At 56.2% G+C, this 16,718-nt stretch carries 15 protein-coding genes and 1 pseudogene; 5 read left to right on the forward strand and 11 right to left on the reverse strand.

What is annotated here, in order from left to right:
* The first annotated feature begins 758 nt into the window (after positions 1-758).
* From O2S87_RS15090 to O2S87_RS15100, 3 genes and pseudogenes are all read left to right on the forward strand, one after another.
* Positions 759-1,043: a DUF7967 family protein gene (locus tag O2S87_RS15090; protein ID WP_475409604.1), complete on the forward strand. Its 285-nt coding sequence runs from the start codon at positions 759-761 to the stop codon at positions 1,041-1,043.
* A 65-nt stretch (positions 1,044-1,108) separates the two neighbouring features.
* Complete coding sequence (locus O2S87_RS15095; protein WP_475409605.1) at positions 1,109-1,858, forward strand: helix-turn-helix domain-containing protein; 750 nt, start codon at positions 1,109-1,111, stop codon at positions 1,856-1,858.
* Positions 1,859-1,919: 61 nt separating this feature from the next.
* Positions 1,920-4,285 (forward strand): annotated as a pseudogene (locus O2S87_RS15100) (heavy metal translocating P-type ATPase).
* Between the two features lie 190 nt (positions 4,286-4,475).
* Here the strand turns inward: O2S87_RS15100 and O2S87_RS15105 are convergent.
* The 9 genes from O2S87_RS15105 to O2S87_RS15145 form a co-directional block, all read right to left on the reverse strand.
* Positions 4,476-4,829, reverse strand: a complete 354-nt coding sequence (locus tag O2S87_RS15105; RefSeq protein ID WP_475409606.1) for a DUF7964 domain-containing protein — start codon at positions 4,827-4,829, stop codon at positions 4,476-4,478.
* A 325-nt stretch (positions 4,830-5,154) separates the two neighbouring features.
* A complete protein-coding gene (locus tag O2S87_RS15110) occupies positions 5,155-5,622 on the reverse strand; it encodes an HVO_A0114 family putative DNA-binding protein (protein WP_475409607.1) in 468 nt (155 codons plus the stop codon).
* On the reverse strand, positions 5,603-5,911 hold the full coding sequence (locus O2S87_RS15115) for a toxin-antitoxin system TumE family protein (protein ID WP_475409608.1): 309 nt from the start codon (positions 5,909-5,911) through the stop codon (positions 5,603-5,605). The genes O2S87_RS15110 and O2S87_RS15115 overlap by 20 nt, the downstream gene beginning before the upstream one ends.
* A 210-nt stretch (positions 5,912-6,121) precedes the next feature.
* Entirely contained in the window at positions 6,122-6,517 is a 396-nt protein-coding gene (locus tag O2S87_RS15120; protein ID WP_475409609.1) for a DUF8115 family protein, read from the reverse strand.
* Positions 6,514-7,377, reverse strand: coding sequence for a ParA family protein (locus O2S87_RS15125; protein WP_475409610.1), 864 nt, complete (start codon positions 7,375-7,377; stop codon positions 6,514-6,516). The genes O2S87_RS15120 and O2S87_RS15125 overlap by 4 nt, the downstream gene beginning before the upstream one ends.
* Before the next feature lie 111 nt (positions 7,378-7,488).
* The gene (locus O2S87_RS15130; protein WP_475409611.1) at positions 7,489-8,844 is read right to left on the reverse strand and encodes a DUF790 family protein; all 1,356 of its coding nucleotides are present in this window, start codon (positions 8,842-8,844) and stop codon (positions 7,489-7,491) included.
* 1 nt (position 8,845) lies between these two features.
* Positions 8,846-10,240 (reverse strand): DEAD/DEAH box helicase, encoded by a 1,395-nt coding sequence (locus O2S87_RS15135; RefSeq protein WP_475409612.1) that lies wholly within the window; start codon positions 10,238-10,240, stop codon positions 8,846-8,848.
* A gap of 180 nt (positions 10,241-10,420) precedes the next feature.
* The gene (locus O2S87_RS15140) at positions 10,421-10,675 is read right to left on the reverse strand and encodes a DUF7999 family protein (protein ID WP_475409613.1); all 255 of its coding nucleotides are present in this window, start codon (positions 10,673-10,675) and stop codon (positions 10,421-10,423) included.
* Positions 10,676-11,082: 407 nt separating this feature from the next.
* Complete coding sequence (locus O2S87_RS15145; RefSeq protein ID WP_475409614.1) at positions 11,083-11,448, reverse strand: hypothetical protein; 366 nt, start codon at positions 11,446-11,448, stop codon at positions 11,083-11,085.
* Between the two features lie 350 nt (positions 11,449-11,798).
* On the opposite strand from O2S87_RS15145, the gene O2S87_RS15150 reads away from it, so the two are divergent.
* Positions 11,799-12,068: a hypothetical protein gene (locus tag O2S87_RS15150; RefSeq protein ID WP_475409615.1), complete on the forward strand. Its 270-nt coding sequence runs from the start codon at positions 11,799-11,801 to the stop codon at positions 12,066-12,068.
* A gap of 88 nt (positions 12,069-12,156) precedes the next feature.
* Here the strand turns inward: O2S87_RS15150 and O2S87_RS15155 are convergent, their stop codons facing one another.
* On the reverse strand, positions 12,157-13,947 hold the full coding sequence (locus O2S87_RS15155) for an L-aspartate oxidase (RefSeq protein ID WP_475409616.1): 1,791 nt from the start codon (positions 13,945-13,947) through the stop codon (positions 12,157-12,159).
* A gap of 573 nt (positions 13,948-14,520) precedes the next feature.
* Here O2S87_RS15155 and O2S87_RS15160 point away from each other — a divergent pair.
* Positions 14,521-14,691 carry a DUF7837 family putative zinc-binding protein gene (locus tag O2S87_RS15160; protein ID WP_475409617.1) on the forward strand — a complete coding sequence of 57 codons (171 nt, stop codon included), beginning with the start codon at positions 14,521-14,523 and terminating at the stop codon, positions 14,689-14,691.
* Positions 14,692-14,872: 181 nt separating this feature from the next.
* Here the strand turns inward: O2S87_RS15160 and O2S87_RS15165 are convergent, their stop codons facing one another.
* On the reverse strand, positions 14,873-16,276 hold the full coding sequence (locus O2S87_RS15165; RefSeq protein ID WP_475409618.1) for an IS701 family transposase: 1,404 nt from the start codon (positions 16,274-16,276) through the stop codon (positions 14,873-14,875).
* Positions 16,277-16,718 lie beyond the last annotated feature (442 nt).

Here is a 16,718-nt window from a genome sequence, read left to right on the forward strand (position 1 = left end):
CTAATTTAGCTTTCGCGACTGCATTACGGGTGAAGAGACGGATTTCCGAATTCAAAGTAATCTGTCTCTTCGCTTTCTACAGCAATAAAGGAGCTTTCGCCGTTACCTCTAGCGAAACTACAGAGCCCTATTATCTAATACTTCTGGTTAGCCACTTGTCCGTATTGGACAACACGCTAAGTAACGTTTGAGGGCATTATTTGGAAAAATTGTATGAACCATATGTTGATATAGAAACTGCGAAGTCTGTAGTTACGAATAACCCCGAAGTTGTGCATGGGATCTGGGCCAGTTTCCCCTTCTCGTCTGGTCAACGACCAAGATGGGCGATCACACCACCACCAGAAGCTGGCGAATCAGAAGATTCCGGGGAAGACCACCCACACGACGACGAAAACGGGGGAGACGGTTTGTCATGCCTCTACCGGCGAGCGAGCCCGAGGAGTGATTACTACAGGAGTGAGCTCACCCGTCGGTCGAGGAAGCCGCGCAACCTTCCAGCCGTTATCCGAGGCTTCGACCGCACCTCACCTTCCATCGACACCTGTACGAGGAAGTCCACCAAGAGCCACATATTGTAGAGAAGCACCTCGAACCCGAAGTCGAACAGTCTGACGCCGAACTCCTTCGATCGTCATCTCTTCCTCGGCGAGCATGTCGAGGATATTCTCGCTCGCTGATACATCGAGCCCCGTTGCCGTCATTTCCCTCCAGTGGAGTCGCCAACCCATTTCCGGCTGGTTCCCGTAGCCAGCGACATGGCTGACGACCCCGACGACGGTGTTCGCGTCTGGCTGGTTGAACGCACCTACTCCGACGACGAGCAGAACCTCATCATCCTCACCTACGCGACCCCAGACGGCGAGCAGTACTACCGCAAGGAGCGGGCGCTCACCTCCTTCACCGATGTGCGAGACACGACGGCCGCCGTCGACGCCGAACCGGACAACCTCGGCTCGGTCGACGACCTCAATCTGCAGGAACAGTACGCCACCGAGGCCCAGCGAATGCGAGACGTACACGAGCCCGACGACGTGATTTGACTCTCGGCACCGCGAGGGCAGCACCGAGCCCACATGTTATACCCAGTCACCCCCTACGCGTGGGTATGCGCGAACTCGCCTTCGCCTTCGAGTACGAGCCGGGGTGCAACAGGGTGGCGGACGCCCTCGCCGACCACCCCGTCGCCCGCGTCCGCTCGCTCTCGCTGCACGCGACCGCCGACCGCCTCTGTCGGGTCGACCACGCCACCGGAACCCCGGACGCGCTCGACGCCATCGAAGACGCTTTTCTCACCAGCGACTACTACGCCGACTGTCTCGCCACTGAGGACTGCGGCGCCACGCAGACCACGCGCGTCCTCGACCGAACCGAGGACACGCTCGTCCTCTACTCCGACTGGGAGCGCACGCCCGACTGCGCGTCCGTCCCCCACATCGCCCGCGACCACCTCGGCGACGGCGTGCTGTTCGAGACCCGCCACGAGGGCCGTCACTACACGTGGCGGCTCACCCACTCCGGCGAGGGCGACGTGGCCGCGTTCTTCGACGACCTCGAGGCGGCCGTCGAGGAGTGTGCCCAGACGGAGATGCTCCGAACCGCAGACACCGCGACGACGGCGAACAACGGCAGTGAGAACACGGGTGGGCTGTCGCCCGAGCAGGAGACCGCCCTCCAGGCCGCTGTCGAACACGGCTACTACGAGTCGCCACGTGAGGTGGACGTGAGTGACCTCGCCGACCACCTCGACGTGCCCCGCTCGACGCTCACCTATCGAATCCGGCGGGCCGAGGAACACTTGGCGAAGCAGCACGTCGCCGGCGAAACGGTGGCGGACGAATCGTTGGCATCTCTCTGACGCCTTTGTTTTGGATTATTCCAACTAAGGCTTATCGAACAGAGGCCCTTACCTCAGGGTGATGACTGATGAATCAAACGCGGCCGGGCGGGCGAGCGGGGGCGGTCAGCGACAGGAGCTGACCGCCCGCCTCGCCGTCCCCAAGATGGACTGCCCATCCTGTGCCCAGAAGGTCGACAAGAGCCTCCAGCGCGCCGACGGCGTTCTCGACGCCACCCTCCAGCCGACCACCGGCACGGCCAACGTCACGTACGACCCCGACCGTATCAGCGAAGCTGACGTGGTCGAGGCGATCGAGGCCGCCGGCTACGAGGTCGTCGGGGGATCGGACACCGACGATGACGATGAGCAAACCGAGGCGGACGACGGCGTCGACATCGCGCCGCCGTCGGAGGTATGGACGAGTCCCCGCGCGAAGAAGACATGGCTCGGCGCGGCGTTCGTCGCCCTCGGTCTCCTCTTCGAGTTCGTTCTCACCGGACAGAACGCCGCGGTGGCGAGCGTCCTCGACTACCCGCTCCACGTCGCGGACGTGCTGTTCCTCGGCGCGGTCGCCGCCAGCGGCCTCCCCGTCGTCCACGGCGGCTACTACTCCGCGAAGAACCGGAGTCTGGACATCGACCTGCTGATGGGGACGGCGATCATCGCCGCGACCGGCATCGGCTACTTCGTCGAGGCCGCGACACTGGCTGTCCTGTTCAGCATCGCCGAACTACTGGAAGACTACGCGATGGACAGAGCGCGGGACTCCATGCGCGAACTGATGGAGCTGTCGCCCGACGAGGCCACCGTCAAGCGCGACGACGAGGAAGTGACGGTGCCCGCCGACGAGGTGGAGGTGGGCGAGGCTGTGGTCGTCCGCCCCGGCGACAAGATCCCGCTCGACGGGACGGTCGTCAAGGGCGAGAGCGCGGTCGACCAGTCGCCGATCACCGGCGAAAGCGTCCCCGTCGACAAGACGGAGGGCGACGAGGTGTACGCCGGCGCGATCAACGAGGAGGGGTACCTCGAGGTGGAGGTCACGTCGACTGCGGGCGACTCGACGCTCTCGCGCATCATCGAGATGGTGCAGGGGGCACAGGCGAACAAGACCGAGACCGAGCAGTTCGTCGACCGGTTCGCGGGCTACTACACGCCGCTCGTGGTCGTGCTGGCGATCCTGACCGCCGCCATCCCGCCGCTGCTCATCGCCGATCCCGTGTCGGTGAACGTGGCCGGGTACGGGGTCAGCTTCGCCGGCGACTGGCAGACGTGGTTCATCCGAGGACTTACCCTGCTAGTGATCGCCTGCCCATGCGCGTTCGTCATCTCGACGCCCGTCTCGGTGGTATCGGGCATCACCAGCGCCGCGAAGAACGGCGTCCTCATCAAGGGTGGCAACTACCTCGAGGCGATGGGTGAGGTCGACGCGATCGCCGTCGACAAGACGGGCACGCTCACGAAGGGCGAACTCGCCGTCACCGATGTCGTCCCGGTCGGCGACACCGACGAGGCGACGCTGCTCCGTCACGCCGCCGGACTGGAGCGACGCAGCGAGCATCCCATCGCCGAGGCTATTCTCGCCCGCGCCGACGAGGCGGGCGTGGGCGACCTGCCCGAACCCGAGGGCTTTGAGAGCCTGACGGGCAAGGGCTCCGCGGGAAGATTGGCGGCGAGACGTACTACGCGGGCAAGCCCGCGCTCTTCGAGGAGATGGGCTTCGACCTCTCGCGGGCTCACCGCGAGACGGACGGTGGCGTCGTGGCAGAGGAGGCGGACGAGTCCGACGACGGGGCGTTCGCCGAGGACGCGCTCGCCGCGCTGGAGCAGGAGGGCAAGACAGTCGTGATCGTCGGGACGGAGACCGAGTTGCTGGGCGCCATCGCCATCGCCGACGAGGTGCGCCCCGCCTCGAAGCGGGCCGTCCAGCGCCTGCACGAGTTGGGCATCGAACACGTCGTGATGCTGACAGGCGACAACGAGGGGACGGCGCGGGCGATCGCCAAGCAGGTCGGCGTCGACGAGTACCGCGCCGAACTCCTGCCCGACGAGAAGGTCGACGCGGTCGAGGAGTTGCAGGCGGAGTACGGAGAGGTGGCGATGGTTGGAGACGGAATCAACGACGCGCCTGCGCTCGCCACCGTCGAGGTCGGTATTGCGATGGGCGCGGCCGGCACCGACACCGCTCTGGAGACCGCTGACATCGCGCTGATGGGCGACGACGTCGGGAAGCTGCCGTACCTCTACCAGCTGTCGCACACGGCCAACGGCGTGATCCGGCAGAACATCTGGGCGAGCCTCGGCGTGAAGTTCCTGCTCGCTCTCGGCGTGCCGGTGGGACTGGTGTCGGTGGCGGTCGCGGTCGTCGTCGGCGACATGGGGATGAGCCTCGGCGTCACGGGCAACGCGATGCGATTGTCGCGAATCGAACCGAAACGGTTCGAGTGACCGGCGACCTCTTCTCTCAGCTCTGGCGTAGTTTCTTTCACGACTGCCCGTAGAGCCCGATAGCCACTCATGCACAGATTTTGGCATTCGCAACTACAGGCGTCGCAACCCCACTCTCTGAATTGTGCGCCAACATTGTCGAGGTGTTGTTTTATGACGCCCTGATAAGCTGCTTCACGGATATCAACTTTCATGACTCGTCTGCTTCTCTAGCAGAGATACGATCTGAGAGGCTCTCTGCGAACCAGTCGTTAGCGATTTCCGTAGCTTGGTCAATCATCTCATTGTGATCCATCTCAGTGTTCTCGAAAGACTCGTAAATCAGCCATTGTTCTGCGGTTGGATCAAAAACTATCACATGCGCTTTTTTATTCATATTCAATAGGAACGATTCTATTGTGCCAGGGGTAGAACTAGGAAATCCCATCGCACCCTGTATCTTCGGGTTGTCACTCTCACCGATTTTCTTCACAAGACGATCTGTGATCGGTTGGTTGGGCAATGACGAGAGGAAATTTGGTGACGCATTCGAATTGTCAGACATACTTGTCGATTGGTGAATGACGGTTTTGAATTTGTGGGGATAAAAAATGCCGTGCCAACGGTCTAATCAGGTGTCCATGCTGAATGCAACGGGCTTCAGCTCATAGAAGCTAACTCAATGGTCTAATTCAGTAGTTCCCGAGTTAAGTACTTAGCAAGCGTTAACACGATATTGTAGAATGACTATAGGATTCTCTATTAGTATATCTATAGGTATATCTATAGATATATCTATAGGAAAAACTATATCTATCCCTATAGGTGGGTCGGTGTTTTTGCGGGCACGAAACTTGAAGAAGTGATCCAGAAGTTCTGGCCTGGGACGTCTACGCCGATGCAGTCGACTCTGACCCCTCTCCACGTGGAAGGCCAAACTCAACCTCGACTCGGACCGTGTCGTAGGGCACGTACGGCTTCTTCGCGCGACCGTCTTCTTCGAAGTGGATGATGTCATACTCAGCAAGCAGGTGGAGATCATTGTGGACATCATGGACGTCTCGATCGAGACGGTCAGCCAGCCCACGCATACTCTCTGGTGGATGTTCCATCACTGCTTCGAGCAATTCCATTCGTCGGTCGGTGAGCAGCTGACGAACTCGGCTACGGTCTTCGAAGTTGACAACGTGTGGAACTTCTTGGCCGTCTTCCCACCGCTCGGCGCGCTTGAGGGCAGCCGCTTGGGCCTGCTCTGCTGGAAGCGACGTAATGCGGAGTGTCGACGGGTACTCAACCTCGTCCGGACCGGGGGTGAACTCGTCATGTGTTGGTTCGGTATCAGTTGGTTCGTTGGTCATAGATTTCGGTTACCTCGTTTTGGAAGTCGTCGATCAGTTCGGATAGTCCTGTGAACTCTAACCTCGTGATCTCGCCATCGGCCGTGTGTCGATGATGTCGACCGATATCAAGGTGATGAGGCGAATTATCGTACCGGAGCAGTGTGTTGCCGTGGGCGTCCATGTACTGGAAGCTGTACTTCAGCCCCCTTGGGAAATCCTCACTCGCTGGAACCTGCCAAGCGACCATCTCATACCGACTTCCATCCGGCTTTTCGGTTTCGTCGCTGTACACTACCTTCGCAGGCATCGCTATTCCATGCTGTGGTTCAACCCCAACAAAATTAAATCTTACCGTTGGGAACTAACCCCAACAACAGAGTGGGATACTACCTACAACTGTGAGATAGACACCGCAGCCAACTACGAATAAATCATATATTGCTATGCTCGAATTGGCCTACAGATATTACAATAGTATTCACTATAGCTAATTCTATATGAATTCCTATAGAAAAAGCTATAGTCTCCTCGTGGCCTGTTTTCCGACAGCTTCACGGACAGCATCGAACTCATCAGGTGCTGCCTCCTGGAAGCCAAGGCGTAACGCCAAACGGAGGATATCGCTACGATCAGCATCACCAACATCGACATCGAGACGCTGCTGGAGTGCCTGGCCAACATCCTCCATCCGGTCAGGATTGTCCTCTAAGGCGCGGATGAATGCTGCGAGACTCCCGTCCCAGACGCTCACAGTCTTCTGCTGTTCGCCACCATCAATCGCTTCGAGCTCAGAAACGATATCGTCGACCAAGGCCTGTTTCTGTTCGGCAGAGCCAGCTTCATCGAGACGATCTCCCTGCGAGGTTTGCTCCCGCAACGCTGCAAGATCGGCATCCTCTTGATCACCGCTCATAGGTTCTGTTCCTCCAAGCGAATTAGGAGTTCCTCAACGGCTGCACTGTACGCATCTCTTGCCTTCTGGGCAGTGGTTGAAGGCTCTTCCAACTCGAACGCTGTGACGCCGCGCTGAGCGGCGTTGCGTATGTCTTGCGAGTACGGAACGTACGTTGGCGCAATTGTATCTCCGTATTCATCCTCGAACGAGGCAAGATACTCTTCGGCGAGCTTTGTCCGTGTGTCGACCTTGTTGGGCAGCACCAATGAGAGCTCAATATCGACCGAGAAGTTGTCTGCAATCTTCTTGAGATCCCGGCGCAGGGCATCGGCCTGTTCAGCCTCAAATGGACCCATCTCAACCGGTGTAATAGCGTTCCGAGCGGCCCATAGACCATTGTAGGTCACGTTGTTCGTCATCCCCGGTAGATCGATCAGAACGACATCGTAATCAAGCGGATCGACGTACTCGTCGAGGAACTGCTCCAGGCGACTATACCTCTCACGAGCGTCGTCGATGTTCCCGAGCTCGGCGTCGAGTGTATCGAGTCCAGGATGCGCCGGGATTAACGCCGGGCCCTCACCGGTGTCGATCACAAGATCTTCGACGGCATCGTCGCCGAGCTTCTTCGCGATTGTCCCCCAAGAGTCATCAAATACGGTACTGATGTTGGGCCAAGCTTCGTCGTTCTCAATCTGTTCTCGGTATTCCTCCCAGACGCCGAAGTGTTTCGCGAGATCTCCCTGCTTCCCTGCGAGGTCGATCAACAATACGTTCTTCCCCAGCTGGTCGAGAGCAACCCCAAGATGTGCTACTGTAGTCGTCTTACCAGTGCCACCTTTATCCAAGAAGGCAGCTGCACGGTATGTTTCTCCCATTAAATATCACCTATAGTATTTCCTATAGAGTTACCTATAGACTTGAATCTTCGTCAGACACGTGTCTGATAGGCAATATAACGGTGTTCGATCAATATGGAGTCTCAACGTTCAATTATTGATATCCCCCACATTGGTTGCATATTCCTCAGCTAACTCTACAACGTCGTAGACGTGAATACCCGATTTGTACCAGAGTACACGATCGTCTATTCCCTCGAAGTCCTCGGACGAACAGTCCAGTCGTTCTGAAACAGCAACAATAAGATTGTCACGGTCAGCAGCTCGTATTTTTGCCAGTTTCTCTTCGAGATACTCTGGTGTCCAAAAGCCCACGATCTCGAACATAACACGCCGTCCATCAGGATGTTCAATCGCAAAATCAGGAAGCATCACTTCTGCACCCAAATCCAGAACATCGTCTTCACGTCGGAGTTCCCAGTCGGTGGTAGCACGGCCCCATTTCTTTGCGAGCGTCCGCTCAACATCACTGTCGAAATCACTCTGCGCCGAGTAGTGCGAGGACAGCCCCTCGGTATGGTCGAGTTCGAATGAGAGTGTCCGATTGGGTGATCCGCCCTCATTTTCCAGAATGTCTGCTTCCATCTCCCACCGATTACACAACGGAAGAGTAGGGAGGAAATTCGCCATCCGAATGCCATACTTTCGTGACTTCGAGAATAGCGATGCTGCGCCATCCAAGCGTGCTTCGTAGCCATCTGCGAGGTCTGTACTCTCAACTCGAATTCCAGTATTGTCGATTGGATAGATCCGGTGCATCAAGCCGAACAGTTTGACGTAGCTGAATACTGTCGCAAACGAATCCCAGACACGGACCCGCATTTCGGTTGCATCATACAGAACAGCCTGTGCCAACGCGAGATTGTAGCGAGTGAGCAGCCACTCGACGCTGATCGTATCTTCAGCATAGGACTCTTCGCTATCACCGGTAAGCCGGGTTGTTGTCGACGAATCATCGCTCTGCTGGTAGTCATCTGCAATCCGGTCACCAAACTGCACAAGCCGCTTATTCTCCTCCAAATCAGCGTACATCCCTCGATAGCACTCTTCGAGTGAGATCCTAAGTCGGTCAGCTACTGTGCTGTATACCCACAGAGAGTTAGTATCATCTCCTAACGTTGGTTGGCGAACAATTGGCTGATTCTCATTTGCTACCTCAAAGAGTTCTTGCCGAATACCTCGTGGCTCAACCGGAGCGACAGTCTCAAACACACACTCGTCTTGGAGAAGTTTCGCCAGTCCCTGGACGACTTTGTAGTCTGTATCTGCGATAGTCAACTCGTCAATCGTATCCTCTAACTCTCCTTTTGGCTCTCCGAGATGCTCCTCAAATATGCCGATGAGTTCCGTAGCTGTCTCTCGATATCGCTGCTTGTTGGTGTCAATAAGCGATGGTCGGATGTTACCTTCGTAGGTTCGAGACCGTGCAAGATCTGCTGTGAGCACTCTAACTCACCCCCTGCCGACGCTGTTGTGAAACATAGGTTTCCATCGTGTCCTCTGAGATGATCTCGTAGAGACGGGCCGGTTGGTTCTCATCTGTTGGACGGAGAATCCGTCCCAACCGCTGTGTATACTGCCGCTTCGATGCACTCCCAGAGAGAATAATACCGACATTCGCGGCTGGAACATCGATACCCTCGTCTAGAACCTGAGATGTTGCCAGCATTGAGTACTCTCCAGTACGGAATCGCTCTAAGATTTCCGTCCGCTCGTCAGTTTCGGTTTGGTGAGTAATACAGGGAACTACGAACTCTTGAGAGATTTCGTAGGCAAAATGGTTGTTCGCAGTGAAGATGATCGTTCGGTCCTCGTAGTGCCGTTTCAGGAGATTATCGAGGGTGTCGAGTTTCTTTTCCGCAGTTCGAGCGATCTTCTCAGCTCGTTGCTTCGCGATCAGGGCTCGACGTCCGTTGGGATCGTACGACGTGCGTTTGAGAAACTCCTGGTAGCCATTTTCTTTCCATAGATCGAAGTCGTGACTGTCGACATACTCACGGTAGATCTGATACTCCTCGTCGTACCTCTCTCGTTCGTCAGCTGTGAGTTCAACCTGGAGATGAAGCGTTTCGTACTCGCTGAGGTACTCGCCTGCCAGCTTGTCGACTTCCTCTCGGTAGACGACGCTCCCGAGGAGATCCTCCAACACATCGTGGCCACCATCGGCACGTTCGTAGGTGGCAGTTAATCCGAGTCGATACGGTGCAATCGTCATTTCAGGGATCTGCTGGTATGTTGGAGCCGGGAGGTGATGGACTTCGTCGACGACGAGCAAGCCGAACTGATCACCATACTCGTTGATGTAGCGATATGCAGAGTCGTAGGTCGTCACTGTTAGGTTGCTCACATCGTGACTTCCTCCACCAAGGACTCCAACACCGTCCGGAAGTTGGTCTCCGAACGCATTAGTCAGCGTTGCGTGCCACTGGTTCATCAGATCGATTGTCGGGACGACAACAAGCGTGCTAACACCAGCATCAGCGATAGCCTGAACGGCAAGAAACGTCTTTCCGCTCCCAGTTGGCAGCACAACACTGCCGCGACGCCCATTGTCTCGCCACGCAGCAAGAGCCTCCTGTTGGTAATCACGTGGTTCAATCGCTACAGACGGCTGAAAATGGAACTCAGAATAGTTACGAGCGTCGTCGATAAGTGACTCAACGGATGCTGTAGATTCAGAGAGGGTAGACTGTCCATTAGTGCTGTCTCCCCACGCACGTATCTCGGCGTAATGCTGCGCTTGTGCTCGATACTCGTCGACACGATCGTCCCACTCAGCATAGGGGACTGTATCAGGAGCATCTTCGAGCAGAAGCGTTCCATCGTCGAAAGCAATGTGCATCTAACTTGAGTTAGGATATGAGGGCTACTTGTCCTTGCTGGGGACAAATCGGTTGGTCGGTACAATGAGTGTAGTCTCGACAGACGGCATACGATGTCCGCAATGGTGTATACAGTAATGCTCGTATGCAGAAGGCAGTCCACTGACAAGCCAACTTCTGTCGTGGGTTATTGACACCGATTAGTCAAGCACTGGGTTCATATTGCCGGGCCAGCTGGCTTTCCAAACGTTTGCTCGGCTACCAATGCGGTCAAGATTGAGCTGCACTAGCTTGCCTGGATCAAGCTTCGCTAGCTCTTCTCGGAGATCGTTGTCTTCGTATTCGACGACCTGGAAGACACGATTGGCTGATGGTGCCAAGAGGCTAATTGCATTATTGGAATTCATGTCTCGTAAAACACGATATTCTCTAGTTTTATCTACAGTATGCTTCATCTATGGGCTATGTGCGGCCTAATTTCTAAAAAATCTTTATCCCACACTTTGTTTCAGCACAGTCGAAACAATCGGAAATGAATTGAGAAGCGGTCAAAAGAACTCTAGGGCCGCCGCACGCGGCCACATATCACGTTCGGCCACTTCACCATCGTGAGCGAGTTTTGGCTTTGACCTTCTCACGCGCCTAACATCGGCGAATCCTACCATAGGTATTTCAGGCCGGGCGCGGCCCTAAGATTTCAAGACGCATATTCTCCAAGCGTCAATTGTTCTTGTTCAGAACTGCAGAGGCAGGTAAATATTCGGATTATTTTATACGAAAATGGATTCTGTATGAGGATATATTCGTTAAACTATAGTAGTCTTAGTAGACCATCCAGTAAATCCGTACCCAGTAGCGTTCCCTATTGGAGGTAGAGTTGCGCAGCGGTATCGAAACATGATTCCGGTGAGCCAGCGAACGAACCCTCAAGACAGATCGACGGTTCGTAGCGGTCGTCGCTGTACTTGTAAAACGCGAAGCCCCACGTGTCAGGATTTCCTGTCCAAGTGAGTCGACACAGTTTCGTAGGCGTCTGCCTGATTTGCTCGATCTCTTGCTCTGTAGCATCGGGACGAATCCACGGATCACTCTCAGTTGCCTCGATATAGGCATATTCTCCACGGAACCGAACGTCAACACGCGCGCACCGCTTGTTCCACGCGGTGCGCGCATGGTTCTCAAGACGATCCCTCAGCGTTGTTCGAACTTTCTCGGGGATTGCTGCCATACTACTCAGACACTCTCTCAGAGCTTTAATCTATGTCTAGGACCTTGTCAAGCAGTCTATTCAGATCTTCTGTTGTGTATGTCCACTCGAAGGGCTCTGGAACTGCATTCCAGAGCACTTCGAAGCCAGTAATCTGGTGTATCAGCGCAGAGAGTGAGTCAAAACTGCCACCAGTCAATGCTTTTCGTGTCAGAACAGAAAATACAGTTCGATCTGATTCATCACTTCGCAGAGGATAGTCCCTATACGGGATCTGAAGGCATATACTCCCTACTCTCGGTGGGTACGGATTTACTGGATGGTCTACTCAGACTACGATCTCATACTTGTACCAGACTCTCCGCTTGCTGATGCGCTCAATCGGCGGCTTGACCGGCTCGCTGTTCGTCTGGTTGCTGTTCGCAAGCGAGGGACTGTTTGGCAGGTCCGTCGTGTCAGAGCTCGTCGCGCTGGTCGTCCTGTTGGTCCTGATGGTGAGTTTCTTTGCGATTGTCGTCCTCCCGGAGTCACGGGTCGACGACAGTCGGCTTGGAGCGCTTCGCCGGGACTGGCCGCTGGCCGCGATTGCCTATCTCGCCGTGTTGGTCCCACTCGTCGCTGTTGGCTCGCGGTTGGTGTGAGTCGAACGGCCAGTGGGAATCCAGCATGTCGACACAGCTAGGCCACGGGCTCACAGTTGGGTTCCGAGACCACAGACACCACGCAGCGTTACTCAAGCTGGTGGTAATCGAGTTCGTACCCCTCGTTGAGGGCAGCCTGCACGGCTTGGCTCGGTGCCCCAACCGGTTGGGTCTCCAGCCGCATCCCATCGAGATCAGATATTTTGAGGTAGATGTTACGCTGCCAGTCGGGATCGGTCTCGGGGTAGTCCGTCCGGTAGTGGGCCCCACGAGATTCGGTTCGTTCGATCGCACTACGGAGCACTGCCTCGGCGGCCGTCAGCATGAATCCGACATCGACAGCGAACTCGAAAGAGTCGCTGGTGAGCGGTCCGACATCCATGTCGGCCGCCTTGGCGCGGACCTCGTCGAGTGCGTCGAGACCGGCCGACAGTGAGGCATCGTCGCGGAGAATCCCGGCGTGGCCCCACATCAGTGCCTGCAGGTCGGTGACGACCTCCGCGACATCGTAGGTGCCGTCGCTGGATGCCATCGCGGCAAGATCAGAGAAATGTGGTTCGGCGAGGTCGACGAGCAGTTCGGTCGGCACCTCACCCGGTCCGTCGACTCGGTCGGCGACGCGGTTGCCGGTGACGACACCGAAGGCGACCGTCTCGGCCAGCGAGTTCCCCCCGAGGCGGTTCGCTCCGTGGACGCCAGCCATTGTTTCGCCGATGGCGAACAGCCCGTCGACGTCGGTCTCGCCGTGGCTGTCGACGGCAACCCCACCCATTCCGTAGTGAGAAGTCGGCGCGACTTCGACCGGCTCGGACGCCATGTCGACGCCGAGGTCGGCGAAGCGTTCGTGCATCCGGGGCAGTCGCTCTTTGATGAACGCGGCCTCCCGGTGGGAGATGTCGAGGTAGACGCCACCGTTGTCGGTGCCGCGACCCTCGGCGATTTCCTTAGCGATAGCCCGGGCGACCACGTCACGCGCATCGAGTTCCATCTGGTCAGGCGAATAGCGTTCCATGAACCGTTCGCCATCCGTGTTGTAGAGCCGCCCGCCTTCGCCGCGGACTGCCTCGGTGACGAGCCGGCCGCTCCACGGTTCCCATTCGGGGTTGCTTTCGTCTACGGCCATCCCCGTGGGATGGAACTGGACGAACTCCATATCCATCAGCGAGGCACCGGCATCGTAGGCCAGTGCCGGGCCGTCGCCGTTGTTCTCGTCGTCTCGGGAGGTATGGCGGTTGTATATCGCCGCGTACCCGCCCGCGGCGAGAATCACACTTCCGGCGTTGAACAACAGGAACTCACCGGTGTCCATATCGAAGCCGACCGCGCCGGAGAGTTCGCTACCGTCCGAAAGAAGCTTCGTGATCATGACGTTCTCACGGTAGGGGATCTCGAGCGCCTGAGCGCGGTCGACCAGCGTGTCGAGCAGCGACTCGCCGGTGTGGTCGCCCGCAAAGGCGGTTCGGCGGAACGACTGGGCCCCAAAGTAGCGCTGGTCGATCTCCCCATCGTCGGTTCGTGAGTATTTCATCCCCCACTCCTCGAGTTTGCGGAGGCGATCGGGCATCCGTTTGGCGACCGTCTCGACCTTTTCGGGATCATTGAGGAAGTGACCCTCGTTGAGCGTGTCGGCAGCGTGTACCGTCCAGTCGTCTTCGGGATCGTGGGTTCCGAGTGCCCCGTTGATTCCCCCACGTGCCCACGTGGTGTGGGCATCACCGTGGTCTCGCTTGCCGATCACGAGTACGTCGTCGACGCCCTGTTCGGCGAGCGTGATGGCACTTTGGGCACCAGCAGCACCAGCACCGATGATCAACACAGAGACATCGACGCGATCATATGTTACCGAAAGGTCAGCCGCTGCAGCCTTCTGTTTACCCATACCATTGATACGAGTTCGAGACATATCAGCCCTACGCGCGTGCGCAAAAAACCCGGGCGACTAGCGGTCGATTGCTGGTCGACACCAGAGCGATCCGAAGCAGTTACTCGATAAAGGCGGGCAACGGAACTGGAACATAGTGCACTGTTGCCACTAGTATGGTAATTTGCCATCGGTCTTTAGTTAGGACCCCATCTGTGTTCGGTTAACGCCCAGGACGGCAGATCGTCCGGTTGCTGGGTTTAACCGGCTACGTTCAAACAGCCAGATTCGGTGATTTCGGTCGTTAGGAATGGTCACCAATACTTTACAAATATTACTGGCAATGTTAACCGAACACGAATAGTATTTTGACTGTAGCGTCGTCAGGGGAGAGATTCTGGAGGTCAGAGGACTCAGAATCGGCAATCAATTTCTCAATGAATCACTTTCACTCCACTTAGCTGAGCTATAACTATGGCATCCACTTACTTATGTTTGAGGGGGTAGAGTTGGCTCCATTCCAATAGGCTAGCCATCTCAATCCAATGTCACACGCTCCCTCATCCCCTGAGAGTCGAACATCAGCAAGATATGGAATCCGAACCTCATAGTATAGTGCACGGATCGTGTCCGTTCTGTGGAGCGATGGTGGAAGAACGGCATGTGATCATCCGCTATCGCACATGTGCTGGTGAACCGAGATGCTGGGCAGAGTGTCCCAGCTGTAGGGACGCTATCGATCCAGTATCCAATGATCAGTAGCAAATTCATCCAGTGGGTCTCCGAAGTTCGATCCTCTTCGACTTGCTTGCGCGAGTGTCGACACTGTGGCTGTCTCATCGAGAACGATAGTACCGAATGTCCGGAATGTAGCTCACAGGAGATTGCTGTCTACGAATTTGAGTGAGTTCGGTGTCGCTCTTATCACTACTTCTGCGGTTGATCACCAATCAGTCAACCCCCTCACCATTGCCGCGCCGATATCTCTCGCTTTCTCTCGTCTCAGCCCCTTGTGTTCTGCAATCTGTGTAGCCATTTCGTAGACCAGTTCTCGAGCAACTTCGGGAAACGGACGGAGCCGAGCGGTCGCGCTTTGCGCGGCCCGCTCGGATGCTATAAACGCATGCGTAAGCAAGACAATCGTCACGTGGTGATGCCATCCTTTCCACGTACGGCCTTCGAATTGATCCAATCCGAGTACCTGTTTGGCGTCTTCGTGAAAACGCTCGATTGCCCATCGAAGATGGGCATATCTCACTAACTCTTCTAAGCTCCACTCGTCAACTCCCCAGCACAGCCACGCTCGCAACTTATCTTCAGCATCCTCTATTAGAAGCCACCCTTTTTCGTCTGAAATTCGGCGTTTTGCCACACTCTTCACAACACAAACGCGTGTACGAAAGAACCGCCCAGTAAGCGGTTCTTTCGTTCCTTCTGCCCACGTTATCTCCCTCCAATCTTCATCATCAAGGTCAGCACAGATCTCTACAGCGGACTGGGGAATCACGTCCTCAGGATATCGTGGTTCAGACGGGGGTCGGCCACGGCCCGACCCCCGTCCAAGTTCCTCAATCGGAGTTGATTCTGGGATAACGGGCAGAGCTTTGGGTCTGACACCGAGTATATAGGGTTCATCCCATTCTCTGAGCTGAGTACGGAATGAGAGATATTTCCCATACCCCGAGTCGGGCCCCCCCCCCGCGGGGGGGACCGACGCTTTCCGTGCACGCGAAACAAGACCAATTGCGATCTCTGGTTTCGTCCGGAAACGAACGTCTTCAGGAATATCGCACTGCTGTCGCCGGTCTTCAAATTCGTCATCTTCAACCCACGTACGGGGAAGATACAACTCCAAGCCAAGTGGCCACGTGATTTGGTCGGCGTTCCGGGCCTCGCCCGGAACCGCTGCCACAAGGTCAACACCAACCTGACAGGAAGCAATCTTCCCGATTGAACCGGCGTACTGACGCTTGACACCCACACTATGATGACCTTGTTTGAGCATATCAACATCATCGACGATCTGCATCGCCGTTGGCGATGCGATCGTCTCTGGGATTTGTTGATTGAGATGATTCTGGACAGCCTCATATTCCCATGGACTTTCGCTAATGAAGCGTCTAATGCGGTGTTCGTTGATTGCAAGCCGTTTGCCAATTCCTCGAAGAGTTTTGTGACTACCAGGTCGAATCAGCCCTTCAACGTAGGCAGGAGCAACATTCCACGTGTTGGCTGCACGTGACCACGTGGATCCATCGGAGCGCGTTGTAAACGCGCCCCGAAGAGGGGCAAGAAACCGTCGGATGGAGGTTTTCGGAGTTCGTATACCAGACGAGAAACTGTTCATACAGAGCTACACGAGATGAGCAGAGATAGCGCCGCTGCTGAACCGCAGAAGTAGTGATAAGAGCGTTCAGCACTGTGTATGAGGTGTGTAGTCAGTCAATCCGGTAGACAGCAAGTGCTTTCAGGAAGTTGTCGTTGCAGTAGCGGACCCGGCACCGGACGCGGCAGCCTCGATAAAGGTTGTGCGGACCAGGATCAATGAACACACGGGCATCTTGCACTGGATCACGTGAGTAGACTGCAATGGCTTCTTCTCCCCCATTTTCACTTGCAGGTGTCTGGATGTACGTTTCAATCATCTCCCCACGAGTGAAGTACTCACAAAGATCACGCTCCTGTGCCTGTCGATGGGCCCGTTCCTTGGCTCCTCGGCTGTTTTTTAGTTCGGGAAGTACCGAATATCACACCGATGAGGTCTGTGATCACTGTCCGAGTTCGGTGTT

It is taken from the genome of Halohasta sp. A2 (assembly GCF_056175805.1).

Excerpts from the sequence above, each read along its gene's own strand:
- O2S87_RS15090 (WP_475409604.1), top strand. The coding sequence starts at position 759 with ATGGCTGACGACCCCGACGACGGTGTTCGCGTCTGGCTGGTTGAACGC.
- O2S87_RS15095 (WP_475409605.1), top strand. The coding sequence starts at position 1,109 with ATGCGCGAACTCGCCTTCGCCTTCGAGTACGAGCCGGGGTGCAACAGG.
- O2S87_RS15155 (WP_475409616.1), bottom strand. The coding sequence starts at position 13,947 with ATGGGTAAACAGAAGGCTGCAGCGGCTGACCTTTCGGTAACATATGAT.
- O2S87_RS15135 (WP_475409612.1), bottom strand. The coding sequence starts at position 10,240 with ATGCACATTGCTTTCGACGATGGAACGCTTCTGCTCGAAGATGCTCCT.
- O2S87_RS15125 (WP_475409610.1), bottom strand. The coding sequence starts at position 7,377 with ATGGGAGAAACATACCGTGCAGCTGCCTTCTTGGATAAAGGTGGCACT.
- O2S87_RS15140 (WP_475409613.1), bottom strand. The coding sequence starts at position 10,675 with ATGAAGCATACTGTAGATAAAACTAGAGAATATCGTGTTTTACGAGAC.
- O2S87_RS15105 (WP_475409606.1), bottom strand. The coding sequence starts at position 4,829 with ATGTCTGACAATTCGAATGCGTCACCAAATTTCCTCTCGTCATTGCCC.
- O2S87_RS15165 (WP_475409618.1), bottom strand. The coding sequence starts at position 16,276 with ATGAACAGTTTCTCGTCTGGTATACGAACTCCGAAAACCTCCATCCGA.
- O2S87_RS15145 (WP_475409614.1), bottom strand. The coding sequence starts at position 11,448 with ATGGCAGCAATCCCCGAGAAAGTTCGAACAACGCTGAGGGATCGTCTT.
- O2S87_RS15115 (WP_475409608.1), bottom strand. The coding sequence starts at position 5,911 with ATGCCTGCGAAGGTAGTGTACAGCGACGAAACCGAAAAGCCGGATGGA.
- O2S87_RS15150 (WP_475409615.1), top strand. The coding sequence starts at position 11,799 with ATGCGCTCAATCGGCGGCTTGACCGGCTCGCTGTTCGTCTGGTTGCTG.
- O2S87_RS15110 (WP_475409607.1), bottom strand. The coding sequence starts at position 5,622 with ATGACCAACGAACCAACTGATACCGAACCAACACATGACGAGTTCACC.
- O2S87_RS15160 (WP_475409617.1), top strand. The coding sequence starts at position 14,521 with ATGGAATCCGAACCTCATAGTATAGTGCACGGATCGTGTCCGTTCTGT.
- O2S87_RS15120 (WP_475409609.1), bottom strand. The coding sequence starts at position 6,517 with ATGAGCGGTGATCAAGAGGATGCCGATCTTGCAGCGTTGCGGGAGCAA.